Origin of the sequence: Bacillus sp. TSO22 (genome assembly GCF_020223595.1) — a bacterium.
GTDB lineage: Bacteria > Bacillota > Bacilli > Bacillales > Bacillaceae > Bacillus > Bacillus inaquosorum.
In genome coordinates, this window is record NZ_JAHAWO010000013.1 from 157954 (window position 1) to 172531 (window position 14578).

Below are 14578 nucleotides of genomic sequence, written 5' to 3' on the forward strand. Positions count from 1 at the left end.
ACACATTCCAATTTCATCCATAGGCGAATGCACCAATAAACGTCCGCATGCATAGACTGCAAATGTACAGTTTACAATGAGAAAGGACGTTATCACATGTATTATGTTGATCCTTATATGTTTGCCGGGCATTTTTATGATCCTTGGCCTGCTTTTGAATATGAATACCGTTATCCAAATGGTTACCCATGGTCGGGCATCGGCGGCGGGGCTGTGCCCGGTACTGGCGGCGGATCCGGCCCTGGCATTGGCAGCGGGGCTTTGCCTGGCTTCGGCGGCGGTTCCGGCCCTGGTATTGGCGGTGGGGCTGTACCTGGCTTCGGCGGCGGTTCTGGCCCTGGCATTGGGGGCGGGGCTGTACCTGGTTTCGGCGGTGCGCCACAGGGCCCCCCGCCTTCCCAAATACCAGCGAAGCCGCAAAAGCCGCAGGGTACTCAAGGAGCTGCTTTTTTAGTTGAACCCATCACCATTCGGCCTTGCCTCTTCCGGTTTACCTATGTTTGGTTAACCAATGGCCGCTCATTTTGGTTCTTCCCGATCATTCTTGGCAGAAGATCCGTCGGCGGCTTTTATTGGGATCCTTCACGGCGACGCTGGGTTTATTTCGCCTTAGACACTAATTTGATAGATGTTGTGAGCTGCTCGTATTAATCGAAAATCAGCCGTTTTCCGGCTGATTTTTTTATGTTACTTCGGCCATAAACAGGTTATAGTATTACTATCTTTCAAATTGGAGGTTTCCCTATGATCAAACAAATTGGCACTGTTGCTGTATATGTTGAAGACCAGCAGAAAGCGAAGCAATTTTGGGCGGAGAAGGTTGGCTTTGATATTGCGGCGGACCACCCGATGGGGCCCGAGGCAAGCTGGCTGGAGGTTTCGCCAAAAGGAGCCCAGACTCGTTTAGTCATTTACCCGAAAGCTATGATGAAAGGCTCTGAACAAATGAATGCTTCTATCGTGTTTGAATGTGAAGACATCTTTGATACATACGAGAAAATGAAAACAAACGGTGTAGAATTTCTCGGTGAGCCCAATCAAATGGAGTGGGGCACCTTCGTTCAATTTAAGGACGAAGACGGCAATGTGTTTTTATTGAAAGAATAACGATGCGGCGGCGGTTCTATTCCGCCGTGCTCTTCCTTTGACATTGAGAATGAATTTCATTTACAATCATTCATATATGAGAATGATTGGAGAGAGACGATGTTTGTTCAATTGAGAAAAATGACGGTAAAAGAAGGCCATGCAGATAAAGTCATAGAACGTTTCAGCGCTGAAGGAATCATTGAAAAACAAGAAGGTTTAATTGATGTGACAGTGCTTGAGAAAAACGTCCGCCGCGGTGATGAGGAAGTTGTTGTCATGATTCGCTGGGAATCTGAGGATCACTGGAAGCAATGGGAAAAGAGCGATGCGCATATCGCCGGCCATAAAGCAAACAAAGGCAAACCAAAGCCTGACTATCTGATCAGCACTGAAGTGAGCATGTATCATGTAAGAGCTGTTAAACAAGGGACTCACGAATAACAAAAAGAGCTTGCACCAGCTGCAAGCTCTTTTTTGCGGTCATGATGAACTGCTTTCTTCGTATGTGATGAGATAAAGAGGCTGGTTGGCGTGCCACTCCGCATATAAGACGTCCTCAACCCTTTCAACTCCATGCTTTTGCAGCGATTGTTTCAGCCATTGTTCATCCACGCCTGCTTCCGTCAGGTTGTCAAACACAATCTCCCCATCCAGTATTAATGTAGCCGGCAAAGACACATCCTTAGGCGGAAGGTTCATATCTTTTCTGGTCGGTTTATCAAAATCGGCTTTCGGGAGCACACTGATCATCCCGTTTGTTTCCAAAATCGCATATTCCACTTCCTGAATCGAAAAGCAGCCTTTTTGTCTCAGGAGGCTTTGCAGCTGATTAATATCGAGCTTGTTTTCCTTCAGCATCTTGTATTTCAGCTTTCCTTTATGGATCACAATATTTGGTTCGCCCTCCAGAAACTTTCTGGATCCTTTTAGCTTTTGTGTAATCAATTCAATTAAAAAGATAAGCAAGCCCCATAGAAGCGAAGCAAAAATAATTTCTTTAATCTTGATTTCATGATCATAGACGGCATTTCCAACCAGTTCCCCTAAAATTAAAGCAGAAATAAAGTCAAACGGAGTAAGTTGAGAGAATTGGGTTTTCCCAAGAAACTTCAAAATGACAAATAAAATACCGAGACCGCAAACTAATTCTATTGCTACATTTAGATAATCTCCCACGTTGATAGCACCTACTTCTTAAAAGCTACTACCATTATGGTCAACTGCACTATTTCTAAACCGGAACTGCACATTTCGATAAAAAAAGCAGCCCGTCGCCGGCTGCCGTTTTCACATCATTTGGTGCATTGCCAGCATGTCATGAAAAAGCCGCTCTGCATCACTGCGGTCAATTGTGACAAGCGGATCATTGAGAAACGCCTGAAATGCGAGAGCGCGATCCTTTGTTAAACCGGCTACCGCCACTGCCTCCTGATTGGATACGTGCCTAGCCGCCAGCATTTCCACACCTTTCGGCAGCGCTCCAGAGAAAATCGGGTGGACGCTGTTGCGGGTAATCAATGCATTCGTTTCGACAATCGCTTGTAAAGGAAGATTCGAAACTTGGCCTTGATTCGGCACATTTACATTCGTGACGAATTCACCCAATCCGAGAAGAGCCGCTATGATGTTCACGCCTTCTTCTCCCGAGGCTTTCCCGGCAGCGCCCCGTTTTTGTACGATCAATCGTTCTGTTTCTTTTCGTTTCTCATCTCTGTCTTGTTTTCTGAATGATACAGATGTGAGATGAAATTTCCAAGCCTCAGGCTGTTTGAGGTAAGGACCGTGAAGAAATTCTGCCAGGTGCCTGTCACCTGCAGCGGGGATGGCGCCATACGTTTCAAATAAATCAAACGCGACACGGTGTGCCGAACGAAAGACGCTATCCCTCCAGCTTTCCCCCTGCAGCTCATACCCTGATTCTCCATAATGCGCGCTGAATTCATGGAATATAGGCAGCAGGTCAATATGGCGGTAAGAGGCTTCCGTGATCCATGTGAAATGGTTAATGCCGAGTACATTGACGCGGATATCTTCGCGCCGCAGCACCTCTACTCCGAGCCTTTCCGTGACCATTTCCGCCAGCAGCTTTTGCGTGCCGAATACCTCGTGGCAGCAGCCAATGGCTTTGATGCCGGGAAAGACTTTATACAGCACTCTTGTACAGACAGACATCGGATTTGTATAATTAATGACCCATGATTCCGGTGCGTAGTCTCTTATTGCCCGGGCAATTTCCGCAAACATCGGGGCCGCTCTTAAACCTCTGATGATCCCGCCCGGCCCGACAGTATCACCCACAGATTGATAAATGCCGCAGCGCTCAGGCAAGTGGACATCGATTTCCATGTCATCCAGTGAACCCGGCAAAATAGAAATAATGACGATATCCGCGCCTGATAACGCCCTTTTCAAAGTAGAAACTGCTTCGTACCTCCATCTGCCGTCTCCGCTGTAATTGCCGATCACTTCATTTTTTTGAGCCGCTTCAAAATCAAGATCATAGAGCGCCACCGTGCCTGACATCCGTTCATCAATCGACAGATCACTCATCAGGCTTCTGGCCCAGCCTTGAGATCCCCCGCCGATATAGGCGATTTTAATCTGATTTAACGTACTGATATGAAACACTCCCTTTCTCAGCCTTTCACCGAACCGATCAGCATTCCTTTCGCAAAGTGTTTTTGTAAGAAGGGATAGACCGCCAAAATCGGAAGCGTCGCAATCACAATGACGGCGAGTTTAATCCCCTGCTCAGGCGGAACGGTATTTTGCATCGTATCGCCATTGGTCGCCGTTAAATCCGATAAGATTGTGACTTGGCGAAGCACCATTTGCAGCGGCCATTTTGCACTGTCATTGATATATAAGAGGGCGTGGAAGAAATCATTCCAAATCCCGACCGCATAAAACAGCGCAAAAGTCGCAATAACCGGCTTTGACAGCGGCAGGGCGATTCGCCAGAAAACGCCGATTTCGGAACAGCCATCAATTTTTGCCGATTCCTCCAGCTCACGCGGCAGCTGCTGAAAGAAGTTTTTGATAATAATAAGATTGAACGGATTGATCGCCATCGGCAGAATCAATGCCCAATACGTATCCAATAGGCCAAGTGATTTCACGACAAGGTACGTCGGAATCATGCCGCCGGAAAACAGCATGGAGAAAATCACCAGGTTCAACAGCAGATTCCGCCCCTTCACATGCCGCTTCGCCAGCGGATACGCCATCGTGAAGGTGAAAAACAGCTGCACAGCCGTCCCCACCACGGTGATGAAGATGGATACGCCCATGCTTCGGATGAACGTCGGTGTCGAAAACACATACTTATAAGCATCGAGTGTAAAGGTTTTCGGGAAAATAAAGAAGCTGCGCTGGGCGAGCTCCGCTTCTGTCGCAAAGGAACCCGCGATAATATACAAAAACGGCAAAATGGTAATCGCGCCGACACCGCCGAGAAACAGAATGTTGCAGACATCAAACACCCGTCCGGCTTTTGTGTTGTGCATCGTGTGAACTTCAGCCATACCTCTCCCTCCTCTAAAACAATCCTTCCTGATCAAACTTTTTCGCAATGTAATTGGCGCCGAAAATCAAGATAATCCCGACAACCGATTTAAACAAACCGACTGCTGTACTGTAGCTGTACGCGCCTTGGGTAATCCCCATCATGTACACGTACGTGTCAAAAATGTCGGCCACACTGCGGTTGAGCGAGTTCGTCATCAAATACACCTGTTCAAAGCCGAGATTCAAAAAGCTGCCGATTCTTAAAATCAACAAAACGATAATGGTGCTTCTGATTGCCGGCAGCGTAATATGCCACATTCTCCTGAACCGGCCCGCTCCGTCCATAATGGCGGCTTCATACTGCTCCTGATCAACCGTCGCCAGCGCGGCCAGAAATAAAATCGTTCCCCAGCCTGTCTCCTTCCAGATGCTTTGCATCACGATCATCGGCCGGAACCAGTCCGCGTCTGATAAGAAGGAAATCTGCTCACCTGTCAAGCTCATGACCATTTTGTTGATCACACCGGTATCAACAGTAAAGAAAACAAAGGTGATGCTGACCACGATTGTCCATGACACAAAATGGGGCACGTAAATAAAGGTTTGGATGCATCTTTTATACACGGCCTTTCTCAGCTCATTCAAAAGCAAGGCCAAAATGAGCGGTGCAGGAAAGGCAAACAAAAGATCCAGGCTCGCCAGCATAAGCGTGTTGCGCAGCAGCCGAAAAAAATCCGGATTCATAAAAAAGTCTTTGAAATAATCAAAGCCAACCCATTCGCTTTTCCAGAAGCCGAGATATGGAGAATAATCCTTAAATGCAATTAGCACGCCCCACATCGGCAAGTATTTGAATATCAAAAAATAAAGTAGACCGGGAATAAGAAGAAGATAAAGCCATTTGTCCCGTTTGAGCGCAGCCATCCAGCTGATGCCTTTTCCAGCAGTGAGAACAGGTGAATCTCCCTTCTTCGGCACTGTTTCCATATCTGTTCTCCTTTCGTGGTACCGGCGCGCCCGCCGAACGGCAGGCGCATCGGTTTATTTTGACGATTGATACAATTTGTTCAAGTCCTTCATCAGTTCATTGCCGCCGCTGTTTTTCCAAAGCTCCACCGCATCCTCGAACCCTTTTTCATCAATTTCTCCAATGATAAATTGTGTTCTCGCGTCGAGAATGATGTTGTCAAGCTGGGCTCCTTTTTGGGTATACACATCAGATACAAGCGACTCAGCCGGGTTAAAGACGGCTATTTTTTCTCCTTCGGTTATGATGTCCTTGCGATGCTGGAAGAGCTTTGTTTTCTGGTCTTCGATGTAATACTCGCTTTTCGGAATCGACATGCTGAACTGCGCCAAGCCTTCATGCTCATAGAGGAGTGATTTGTTGTTTTTTTCAAGTGAGGTGAATACGCCGTCCTTGAGCTCGTAATTGCGGCCCTCCACGCCGTTGTTCGTGAGAATCTGCGCTTCCTTATCATTCATCTTATCGAGGAAGGACAGCACCTCTTTCAGCTCTTTTTCGGTTTTGACGCTTGATTTTGGTATCGCGATCATGCCTGAATAACCGGATGTCGGGAAGGTGCGCTTGCCATTCGGTCCCTCAAGCGAGCCGACGATATCAATGATATCCTTGTTCGACTCATCCGCCTCCTCCATCGCGCTTTGGATTTGAGACGCTCTGGAGCCTGTATCAACGATGACACCCGCTTTTCCTTTCACAACCGGATCGTTCCACTTCGCTGAATCCATGACCGCAAAGTCCTTATTGATTAAGCCTTCATCATAAAGCTTTTTAAAAAAAGTGAGCGCCTCCATGTATTCCTTCGTTGTAAAATCAGGAACCAGCTTTCCGTTTTCAACGCCGTAGCGGTTCGGAGCGCCGAACCAGATTTGCAGAACATCCCACGGGCTTCCGTTGCCGAGCCCCATCCATTTCGGCACGACCATGCCGTACGTATCATCCTTTCCGTTTCCGTCAGGATCTTTTTCCTTAAAGGCTTTCAGCACTTCATAAAAATCATCAATCGTTTCCGGCATATCCAGACCGACGTTTTTAAGCCAGTCGGTTCTGATGATCATACACGCTCTGATCAGGTCCCTCGTTCTGTAGATTCCGTACACCTCGCCGTTCACCGAGCTGTTCTTCAAAATCTTTTCATCTGCCTGGCTTATATTCTTGTAGTCTTTTAAATAAGGAGACAGCTCCCAAAATGCCCCCGCTTTGACGGACTTGATAAAGCCCGCTGATTTATCTTTAATCACAATGGCATGAGGCATCTCTCCGGAAGCCATAACGATGTTAAATTTGTCGTTGTAGGATGAATCAGGCACCCATGTCACCTTAATATCTTTGCCTGTATATTTTTCGAGCGCTTTTAATGAAGGGCTCTTTTCACTCGGGCTTTCCGGCGATAAGAGCGGCGCCATAATTTTGATCGTGTCTTTCGAACCGCCTGCTGAACTGGATGATTCCGAATTGCTGCATCCGGCGATCATCATGGCAGCGAGCGGCAAGGCCAGCCATTTTTTTCGCATTCCATTTTTCATGATGCGTAGGTCCCCCTTTTTTTCATTTTGCATTTCCCCTTTGCCCCTCCAAATATAAAGCGCTTACATAAATTCTTGCAATCTTCATTTTTTGCACCATTTCTCCTATGAAATTGCGGCTGTTATCCTTTTTTGCCGGATGTATCTTTTTTTGCCGGAAGGGAATCCCCGATCAGTTCCAGCGCTACTATGACGTTCAAACACCATTGAGAGACGGTGTTCGTTGTCACCCAAGGGAGCTCAGCCAGCTCCGTCCATGTTTCGATGCGCTCCGGTTTGATCGGAAGCGGCGTATGGCTCAGCTTATCATCAAGCAAAAGATTCCACGCTTTGGCAGCGAGATGAGAATCTTGTTTGTTTCTTGCGGCGTAGGCAGTCATGGCAGCGGCAAACATCGGCCAGTGAAAATGCCTGTCATGAAGCGCGCCTCCGCTTTTTTTCCGTTTTTCTTCATCACTGAGTGTGTAAAATTCGCCGAATTCACTCAGCATTTCCTCCCATTCCCGGTCATGAAGAAGCTCAGCCAGCTCCATCCACACTTGCGGCGCGCCGAAGGCAATGATCATATGATATCCGCCAGCTATGCCGTCTCCCATGTGATGAAGCATCGAGGTCGCCGGATCATATTCAAATGTCGGGCCGGATAATAAGCGGAGCGGCAGCCGCTTCAGGCAGCTGATACCCGTTTGGATTTTCTTGAGATAATCTGGATTTCCGGTACGCTCCCATTCAGTCAGCCAGTTCGAGCAAAACGCCGCCCAGTCCGGTCCTGTTCTCGCGTGGGTCGGGTGCTTGCCTTTTTCGTAAAAAGCACGCATCGGATCGGTTTTGACGAGGGCGTAATCGGCGTCCTTCACTTCTGTCAAAAGATCTCCCGTCCGCTCATCTCCCGTCAGATAATAATAAAATTTATAAAGCCCAGCCATGCTGATCCTTGCTTCCTTGCAGCCGCATCCCCAGTGCACAACATTATGCCGTGAGCCAAGCCCTGCGTATTCCCCGAGATGAAAGCTATCCGTTTCGCTCGTGTGGCGGGTCATGGCTTCTGCCATGCGGAAGATATCCTCTCTGCCAGAGCGGAAAAACGCCTGCCACAGCCATAAGGTCGGAACGAGCTCATTATTTTGCCATGCGTACCCGCCGAGATCATACCGCCACATATGCCGGATCGGGTCATACGTATGCATGACGTCGCCATAATGCCAAAACCCGTACCATCTGCGCTGCTCTACTTCCTTTTTGTAAAATAGAAAGGCGGCGTCAAGCTGTTCTTCCAGTTCTTTTTTAATCGGATGGGATGTGTCAATGACACTCCAAACCCCCAGCGCCTTTGATTCGTAATAGACGTCTGGCTCGCATACAAGCAGCGGAGGCGCCTGCCATTTGTCAGCGAGCGTATTGAGGACATCGTCAGACGGTGTGCGAGAAAAGCACGACAGGCTGATTTCATTTGTATTGGCAATACCGGTCGGGTCAGAGCGCATTTCATCAAAGCCCTCATACGCGCTGACCACATAGGTGTTTCCTGTATAATGCCGCAAATCCATTGTCTCTCCATCCGGGGGCCAAAGCCAGACAGTCATTTTGGGATGGCTGCCGGCAAGACCTGTAATTTCCAGCGCTGACGGATATTTCTCAAAAAAATACCGCAGACCAAGTGCTATGCCGCCATTTTCGCCGCCCGCATAGCAGAGCCCCTTCGCCCGGCTGCCATGCAGCATGCCGACCCACGCATAATCTTTTCCGGTCCGTTTTGACAGGCTGTAATGATCGCTGGAATCCTGAACAAGCTTGACATCGTTCCAAATCGCATTCTGTGTGCCGTGCGCAAACCATTCCTTGTGCTCTTCACTTGGAGACAGTATTTCGCCATTGATTTGTTTTTGATAAAGCGGATACCGTTCACTAAATTTACGTGTGCCAAATAGCTGGGCGGGTTCTTTGTACATCCCTTTGTCTCCCGCAAAACGGAAATGTCGGTTGTACGGCTCCCCTTCCAGAAAAAGGTCAAACACTATGCCGAGCCCCTTAATGAAATCTTGTTTCCCATTCCTGTCAATCAGCTGCGTGTGTACGATGCCGATTTCAGACAGTCCGGCATAAAACGTCAATCGGATGACAAACGGCAGCCACTCCTCATTTGTTTTTTGGAGAATATGCACGCCCTCTATCTTGACCACCGCTTTGATAGGGCCGCTCTTCTCAATTGCCGCACGTTTGATGAGACTGACAGACGTTTCATGAAAAAGAGCCGTTTCCGCCGCCGTCTCTTTTCTCGTTTCTCTTATGGCAACGAGCCTCCCGCCTGCGGCGATCGGCTTTCCGTTGATCTGCAATGATTGAATGAAGTCGGAGCCTGTTTTATGGATGGTACAGATGAGCATTCCTGTATCGACTTGGATGTGATGCTCTGACTCATTGATGCTGAGCGATTCTGTTGGCTGCGGGGCTTCTCCTTTTTGCACTGTAAAGCTTTGGTTTGCCTGTCCGCTGAACACCGCCGCGTGCTTCGTCCACTTGATGCTCCCGTCCGGCCAATAGGCCGACGGTTCGCTTTGCACATATCGGCTTACCGCATTTTCATTTACAAGCGCCAGTGGATCTCCTTTTTTCAATTCTCCTTTTTTCCATGGCACGCCCCACGTTACACCGCTTGTCACCTTTGGCTGTTCTGATAACCATTTGATCTTTTTCATAGGTCCTCTCCCTCCATAGAAAAAAGCTGATTCGATGCAAAGAATCAGCTACGATTTGTCAAACTGAATCACACGGTATTCATGCGGTCCGACCGCCAGCCTCCCCGCTTTCACCGAACAGTTTGTCAACAGATCCGTTCCCGCTTCCGGCAGTGTCACGCTTCCGCCTTTTCCATCCATATTGATGATGATCCACACAAGGCCGTTATCACCTTTGCGCGGGGCAACGATCGTGCCGGGTGTAACATCCGACCGGACAGAAATGGCTGCTTCAGCCGCGTAATGCCTGACGAGCGCTTCCAGCATTGCATCCCCTTCTTTCCCGGATGGAAGCGAGCCGAGCATGACGATTTTCCCTTTGCCGTGCTTCTGTTCTGTCAGAAAAGCATGGCCTGCTCCCGGTCCTGATTCAACCGTGCCGAGGGTGTTTCCGTTCTTTGTATCAAACACCGCGCTCCACAGCCCGAGCGGCGCCGTGATGCCAAACGCTTTTCCTGTATTCACGTCCTCGTTCATTGGAAAGGTAAACAGCGTTTTGATCCCGGCTGTTTTCTCAAGTTCTCCAAGTCCGCAATCGGTGTGAATGGTATGTTCGCTTGTACGCCCTCCAGTCAGCGGCCCGGCGATCCAGATGCCGCCCGCTTCAGCGAATGCCGAAGCTTTGTTGATAAATTCAGCAGACAGATACGGCACAAATGGCGTAAACAGCAAGCGGTAGCCGTCCAGCGGAACGCCTTCCGGAATGAGGTCACGGTGAATCCCCGTGTTAAGAATGCGCTCATAAAAGTGCGTCACTAGCGAACGGTGCTGGAGTCCCCGGTGAGGCTCAGTTTTGATAAATGCTTTTGCTCTGTCGGAGTAAGTCATCGCCGCCTCGGCTTGAACAGGTTCAGTCGATAGAATGACCGGTTCGATTTCCTTTCTTGCCCGCTCGACCGCCAGCACATTTCGGTAGCCGACGGTGGGCTCGCCCCAGGCACTCAGAACAGAACCGTGTGAAATCTCACTGCCTGAACGCTGCTGGCGCCACAGCCAATAGCAAAAGCCCTCGCTTCCTAAGGCGTAGGAGGATACGGCTTCAGCCTGCAAATACCCGTCGGCGTGCGGGAAAGCGGAGCTTACGAGCGAGGCAGCATATGACGGACTCGTTTCCAATATCCAAAACGGGCGACCTTGTTTCAAATTTCTCCATAAATCACAGTTCAATAAGAAGGCAGAGGCGTTTTCCTGAGAAGCGTACGTATCATAGGAGGCAAAATCGAGATTCCGAAACATCCGCTCATTGTCCACACTGAACATGACAGAGCCGTTATGCGTGATCGGCGCATCCGAATAGCAGCGGATGATTTTGGCTTGTTCATCGGCAAATAAAGCGATCATCTCCATCGAAAACAGCTGATACATTGTGCTTAGTGAGGCGTGATGCAGAAACGGTGCTGGCCCCGGCTGCGGCACCTGCTCAAATGTCTGGTAGGTTTCGCTCCACACATCGGTTCCCCATGCTTCGTTTAACCGCTCAATCACACCGTAGCGATTTTTGAGCCAGTCATGCCATAGGCGCAAGCACGTCTCACACATGCATTCAGCAACATGGCATTTAAACTCATTGTCGAGTTGCCAGCCGATCAGTGCCGGGAGCTGGCCAAGCTCCTTGGCGATGCTTGTGGTGATGATGGCGGCTTTTTTTCGGAAATACGGGTTGTTCGTACAAGCATGCTGACGGGAGCCATGCCCCATGACCTCTCTTTTTTCATTGACATGCATGCGTTCCGGCCGGCCGTGCGACAGCCAAATCGGCGGTGTTGGCGTCGGCGTGCACATGATCGTTTCGATGCCGTTATCATACAGACGGGTGATGATCTCTTTGAAAAAACTGACGTCAATTTTTCCTTCTTCCGGTTCCATGACGGACCAGGCAAATTCACCGATCCGCACAACATTCACGCCAACTTCACGCATCATGTCAATGTCCTGCTGAATCGTCTCTTCATCCCATAATTCGGGATAATAACAAGCGCCGTGATATAGTTTTCTCCTCACATTTTTCACCCTTCTTTGATGATCGATTCTGTCAATGGCAGGCCGAGCTCCTTTATGCCTTTTGCCACAAGTTTCGCCATTTCATTTGCGCCCTTTTTTGTAAAGTGCGTGTAATCGTTAATTCCTTCTGAAACCATAAAATAGGTATACACTTTTCCCTCTCCCTTTTCGGTAAAGAAAGCGAGGCTTTTCTCCATCAGATCAATGAGCTGGACATTCTCCTCATCAGCCGTTTGCTTCATGGCAATGCAATAATCAGGAAAGTCGTTCAAAAACACGCCGTTTTCATAATGAAAGCGGGCTACGGGGGTAATGAGAAGCGGATGGGCGCCTTTTTCTCGCGCACCTGCGATATACTGCTTTAAATATTGTTTATAGGTGGTATAAGGCTCGGTGTAGCGCTCCGGCTTATTTTTCGACGCGTCATTATGACCCATCTGCACAAACAGCCAGTCATCCGGCTCGATCACATCAAGAATCGCCTGAAGCCTGCCCTCTTCCACAAATGTTTTCGAGCTTCTTCCCCCGATCGCCCTGTTAATCACTTGAATATACTCCGGCAGATGTGAGCCGAGAAACTGTCCCCAGCCCCCTTGATTTGTGCTGTCTCCATACGTTTGAACAGTCGAATCGCCAGCAAGATAAATATGATTTGCCACTTCTTATTCCCCCTCGTTTTTTTCGTTTAATACGGCTTCAATCAAGGACAGCTCTCCCCTTGAAAAAACCGGTGCGTGCAACGCCTGAACATTGTTCGTCCTGCCCTTTGATAAGCCATTCTTTCAAAGCGATCAGCTTTTGCTTTGTATACCATACGTTCCTCCTATAGTAGCGCCTCCGCTTTGCCGCCCGCTATGTACAGAGCGGGCTTCGGCGGTTTTTTCATTCCCGTTCCAAGATAAAAACCTGTGTGCGGCGGCTGGTTGTAGGCGGTGTTCTGCCAGGCAATGCCAAGCCTGTAAACCGGGTCGTGCATCAGCGTGTAAAAGCGGTGGCGGGTGAGATGTGTCGTTGTATAGATGCGAAGCGCGCTGCTGTCTTCCGTTCTCCATATCACTTCTTCCCGCCAGTCTCCGAACAGATTGGCCTGAAGAACAGGGTTTCCTTTCGTGCCGTTGTTGGACAGCACGCCGTCCGGCTGAAGAATCGTCTTTAGACAGCGATTTTCGGCATCCCACTTTTCAATCTTTGGCCTGCCGATTGTTCCGTCCCAGTCATGATCGAGCAGCTCCCTGACCAAGTCGCCGTCCCACCAGATGGCGAAATTGGCTGAGGCAGGCGCTTTGTCGCTGATTTTTTCTCCTTTGCTCGTAAAAAGGCCGTATGACATTCCGTCATTGCCCGGCGGATCAATTCCCCAGACAAGCGACCCTTTGTAGTTTGGATCGATATGAGCCGCCATGCCTCTGCCGACATCTGTCCCGGCATGGACGCCCCATAATATCTCGCCGGTTCCGGCATCTCGCAGTGACAGTCCGTACGGCTTTGTGGCATCCTCATGCACCTGAAACACTTCAAGCCCTTTTCGGGACGGATCCAGATCCCCTACATGCATCGCATCTCCGTGCCCGAGTCCCGTTGTGTACAGGCCGGTACCGTCATGATCGACCGCCATGGCGCCGTAAATGATTTCATCCTTCCCGTCGCCGTCAACATCCGCCACGCTCAAGCTGTGGTTGCCCTGCCCTGCGTACGCTTCATTACCCGGCTGATTGGAATCAAATAGCCAGCGCTTTTTAAGCCTCCCGTTTCTGAAATCGTATGCCACGAGCACCGCTCTCGTATAGTAGCCGCGCGCCATCACGAGGCTCGGCCGTTCCCCATCCAAATAAGCGATTCCGGCGAGAAAACGGTCCATGCGGTTTCCGTAGCGGTCTCCCCAGTCCTCCAGCTTGCCGCGGGGCGGTTCATATTCCACGGTCGTGAGCGCTTCACCGGTTTCTCCTTTAAACACCGTCAAATATTCCGGACCGGACAGGATTCTGCCCTGTTCATTTCTAAAATCGGCATGCTCATCGCCGATGATGTGTCCTTTCCCGTCGATTGTGCCGTCGGCTGTTTTCATGGCGATTTCTGCTTTTCCGTCACCGTCCAGGTCATAAACCATAAACTGGGTATAATGCGCGCCCGCTCTGATGTTTCTGCCGAGGTTAATGCGCCACAAAAAGGTGCCGTCCAGTTTATAGGCATCTATGAGAACCTCCCCGGTATATCCGTCATGGGCGTTGTCTTTGGAATTGGACGGGTCCCACTTCAGGATGATTTCATATTCTCCATCCCCGTCCACATCCCCGACACTGGCATCATTGGCGCTGTAGGTGTACGGCTTTCCATCCGGCGTCACACCGCCTTCCGGTTTGTTAAGCGGAACCTCTAGGACATTTTCCCGCCAGACGGGAGCTTCTTTGGAAAGCTTTTCTTCCCGTCCTTTATTGACGGCCGCCACCTGATAAACAGAGTCCGCCGTCCCGTTTTGATCAAGAAAATTGGTGCTGTCCGCGATCGGCTCGCGGGTGATCCGCTTTCCGTCCCGATAAAGGTGAAAAGCCGTCGTCTCATGATCCGTTCCGAGAAAACGCCAGCTGACAAACACACCCTGCTCTGTCTTGACCGCAATTAAGCCTCTGGTCAAGTATTCCATCTGCCTCTTTTTTGGTTTCATTTGATGGGAACGGGCTGCGCACAGCCCGTTCCTC

General features: G+C 49.5%; 12 protein-coding genes. 3 read left to right on the forward strand and 9 right to left on the reverse strand.

All coding sequences use genetic code 11. The features are described 5' to 3' along the window. Nucleotides 1-96: 96 nt before the first annotated feature. The 3 genes from KHQ79_RS16515 to hmoA all read left to right on the forward strand — a co-directional run bounded on the left by KHQ79_RS16515 (nt 97) and on the right by hmoA (nt 1530). On the forward strand, nt 97-651 hold the full coding sequence (locus tag KHQ79_RS16515) for a hypothetical protein (protein WP_225516103.1): 555 nt from the start codon (nt 97-99) through the stop codon (nt 649-651). Between the two features lie 93 nt (nt 652-744). Further along, a complete protein-coding gene (locus tag KHQ79_RS16520; protein WP_225516104.1) occupies nt 745-1107 on the forward strand; it encodes a VOC family protein in 363 nt (120 codons plus the stop codon). Between the two features lie 99 nt (nt 1108-1206). Further along, a complete protein-coding gene (gene hmoA, locus KHQ79_RS16525; RefSeq protein WP_003239990.1) occupies nt 1207-1530 on the forward strand; it encodes a heme-degrading oxygenase HmoA in 324 nt (107 codons plus the stop codon). Nucleotides 1531-1569: 39 nt separating this feature from the next. Here the strand turns inward: hmoA and KHQ79_RS16530 are convergent, their stop codons facing one another. The 9 genes from KHQ79_RS16530 to rhgX form a co-directional block, all read right to left on the reverse strand. Continuing rightward, on the reverse strand, nt 1570-2265 hold the full coding sequence (locus KHQ79_RS16530) for a DUF421 domain-containing protein (RefSeq protein ID WP_003239992.1): 696 nt from the start codon (nt 2263-2265) through the stop codon (nt 1570-1572). A gap of 111 nt (nt 2266-2376) precedes the next feature. Continuing rightward, nucleotides 2377-3717, reverse strand: a complete 1341-nt coding sequence (gene lplD / locus KHQ79_RS16535) for a family 4 glycosyl hydrolase (RefSeq protein ID WP_225516106.1) — start codon at nt 3715-3717, stop codon at nt 2377-2379. 8 nt (nt 3718-3725) lie between these two features. Next, a complete protein-coding gene (locus tag KHQ79_RS16540) occupies nt 3726-4613 on the reverse strand; it encodes a carbohydrate ABC transporter permease (RefSeq protein ID WP_019257725.1) in 888 nt (295 codons plus the stop codon). A 13-nt stretch (nt 4614-4626) separates the two neighbouring features. Further along, nucleotides 4627-5583, reverse strand: a complete 957-nt coding sequence (locus KHQ79_RS16545; RefSeq protein ID WP_225516108.1) for an ABC transporter permease — start codon at nt 5581-5583, stop codon at nt 4627-4629. Between the two features lie 54 nt (nt 5584-5637). After that, nucleotides 5638-7146, reverse strand: a complete 1509-nt coding sequence (locus tag KHQ79_RS16550; RefSeq protein ID WP_225516110.1) for an extracellular solute-binding protein — start codon at nt 7144-7146, stop codon at nt 5638-5640. Between the two features lie 122 nt (nt 7147-7268). Beyond that, nucleotides 7269-9842 carry an exo-rhamnogalacturonan lyase family protein gene (locus KHQ79_RS16555; protein WP_225516112.1) on the reverse strand — a complete coding sequence of 858 codons (2574 nt, stop codon included), beginning with the start codon at nt 9840-9842 and terminating at the stop codon, nt 7269-7271. Nucleotides 9843-9890: 48 nt separating this feature from the next. Then, complete coding sequence (locus KHQ79_RS16560) at nt 9891-11882, reverse strand: beta-galactosidase (protein WP_225516114.1); 1992 nt, start codon at nt 11880-11882, stop codon at nt 9891-9893. A gap of 5 nt (nt 11883-11887) precedes the next feature. Next, nucleotides 11888-12541: a rhamnogalacturonan acetylesterase gene (locus KHQ79_RS16565; RefSeq protein WP_225516116.1), complete on the reverse strand. Its 654-nt coding sequence runs from the start codon at nt 12539-12541 to the stop codon at nt 11888-11890. Nucleotides 12542-12705: 164 nt separating this feature from the next. After that, nucleotides 12706-14544, reverse strand: a complete 1839-nt coding sequence (gene rhgX, locus KHQ79_RS16570; protein ID WP_225516118.1) for a rhamnogalacturonan lyase — start codon at nt 14542-14544, stop codon at nt 12706-12708. Nucleotides 14545-14578 lie beyond the last annotated feature (34 nt).

What these genes read in the sequence shown, in the direction of transcription:
- KHQ79_RS16515 (WP_225516103.1), top strand. Translation starts at nt 97, where the DNA reads ATGTATTATGTTGATCCTTATATGTTTGCCGGGCATTTTTATGATCCT.
- KHQ79_RS16520 (WP_225516104.1), top strand. Translation starts at nt 745, where the DNA reads ATGATCAAACAAATTGGCACTGTTGCTGTATATGTTGAAGACCAGCAG.
- hmoA (WP_003239990.1), top strand. Translation starts at nt 1,207, where the DNA reads ATGTTTGTTCAATTGAGAAAAATGACGGTAAAAGAAGGCCATGCAGAT.
- KHQ79_RS16540 (WP_019257725.1), bottom strand. Translation starts at nt 4,613, where the DNA reads ATGGCTGAAGTTCACACGATGCACAACACAAAAGCCGGACGGGTGTTT.
- KHQ79_RS16545 (WP_225516108.1), bottom strand. Translation starts at nt 5,583, where the DNA reads ATGGAAACAGTGCCGAAGAAGGGAGATTCACCTGTTCTCACTGCTGGA.
- KHQ79_RS16550 (WP_225516110.1), bottom strand. Translation starts at nt 7,146, where the DNA reads ATGAAAAATGGAATGCGAAAAAAATGGCTGGCCTTGCCGCTCGCTGCC.
- KHQ79_RS16555 (WP_225516112.1), bottom strand. Translation starts at nt 9,842, where the DNA reads ATGAAAAAGATCAAATGGTTATCAGAACAGCCAAAGGTGACAAGCGGT.
- rhgX (WP_225516118.1), bottom strand. Translation starts at nt 14,544, where the DNA reads ATGAAACCAAAAAAGAGGCAGATGGAATACTTGACCAGAGGCTTAATT.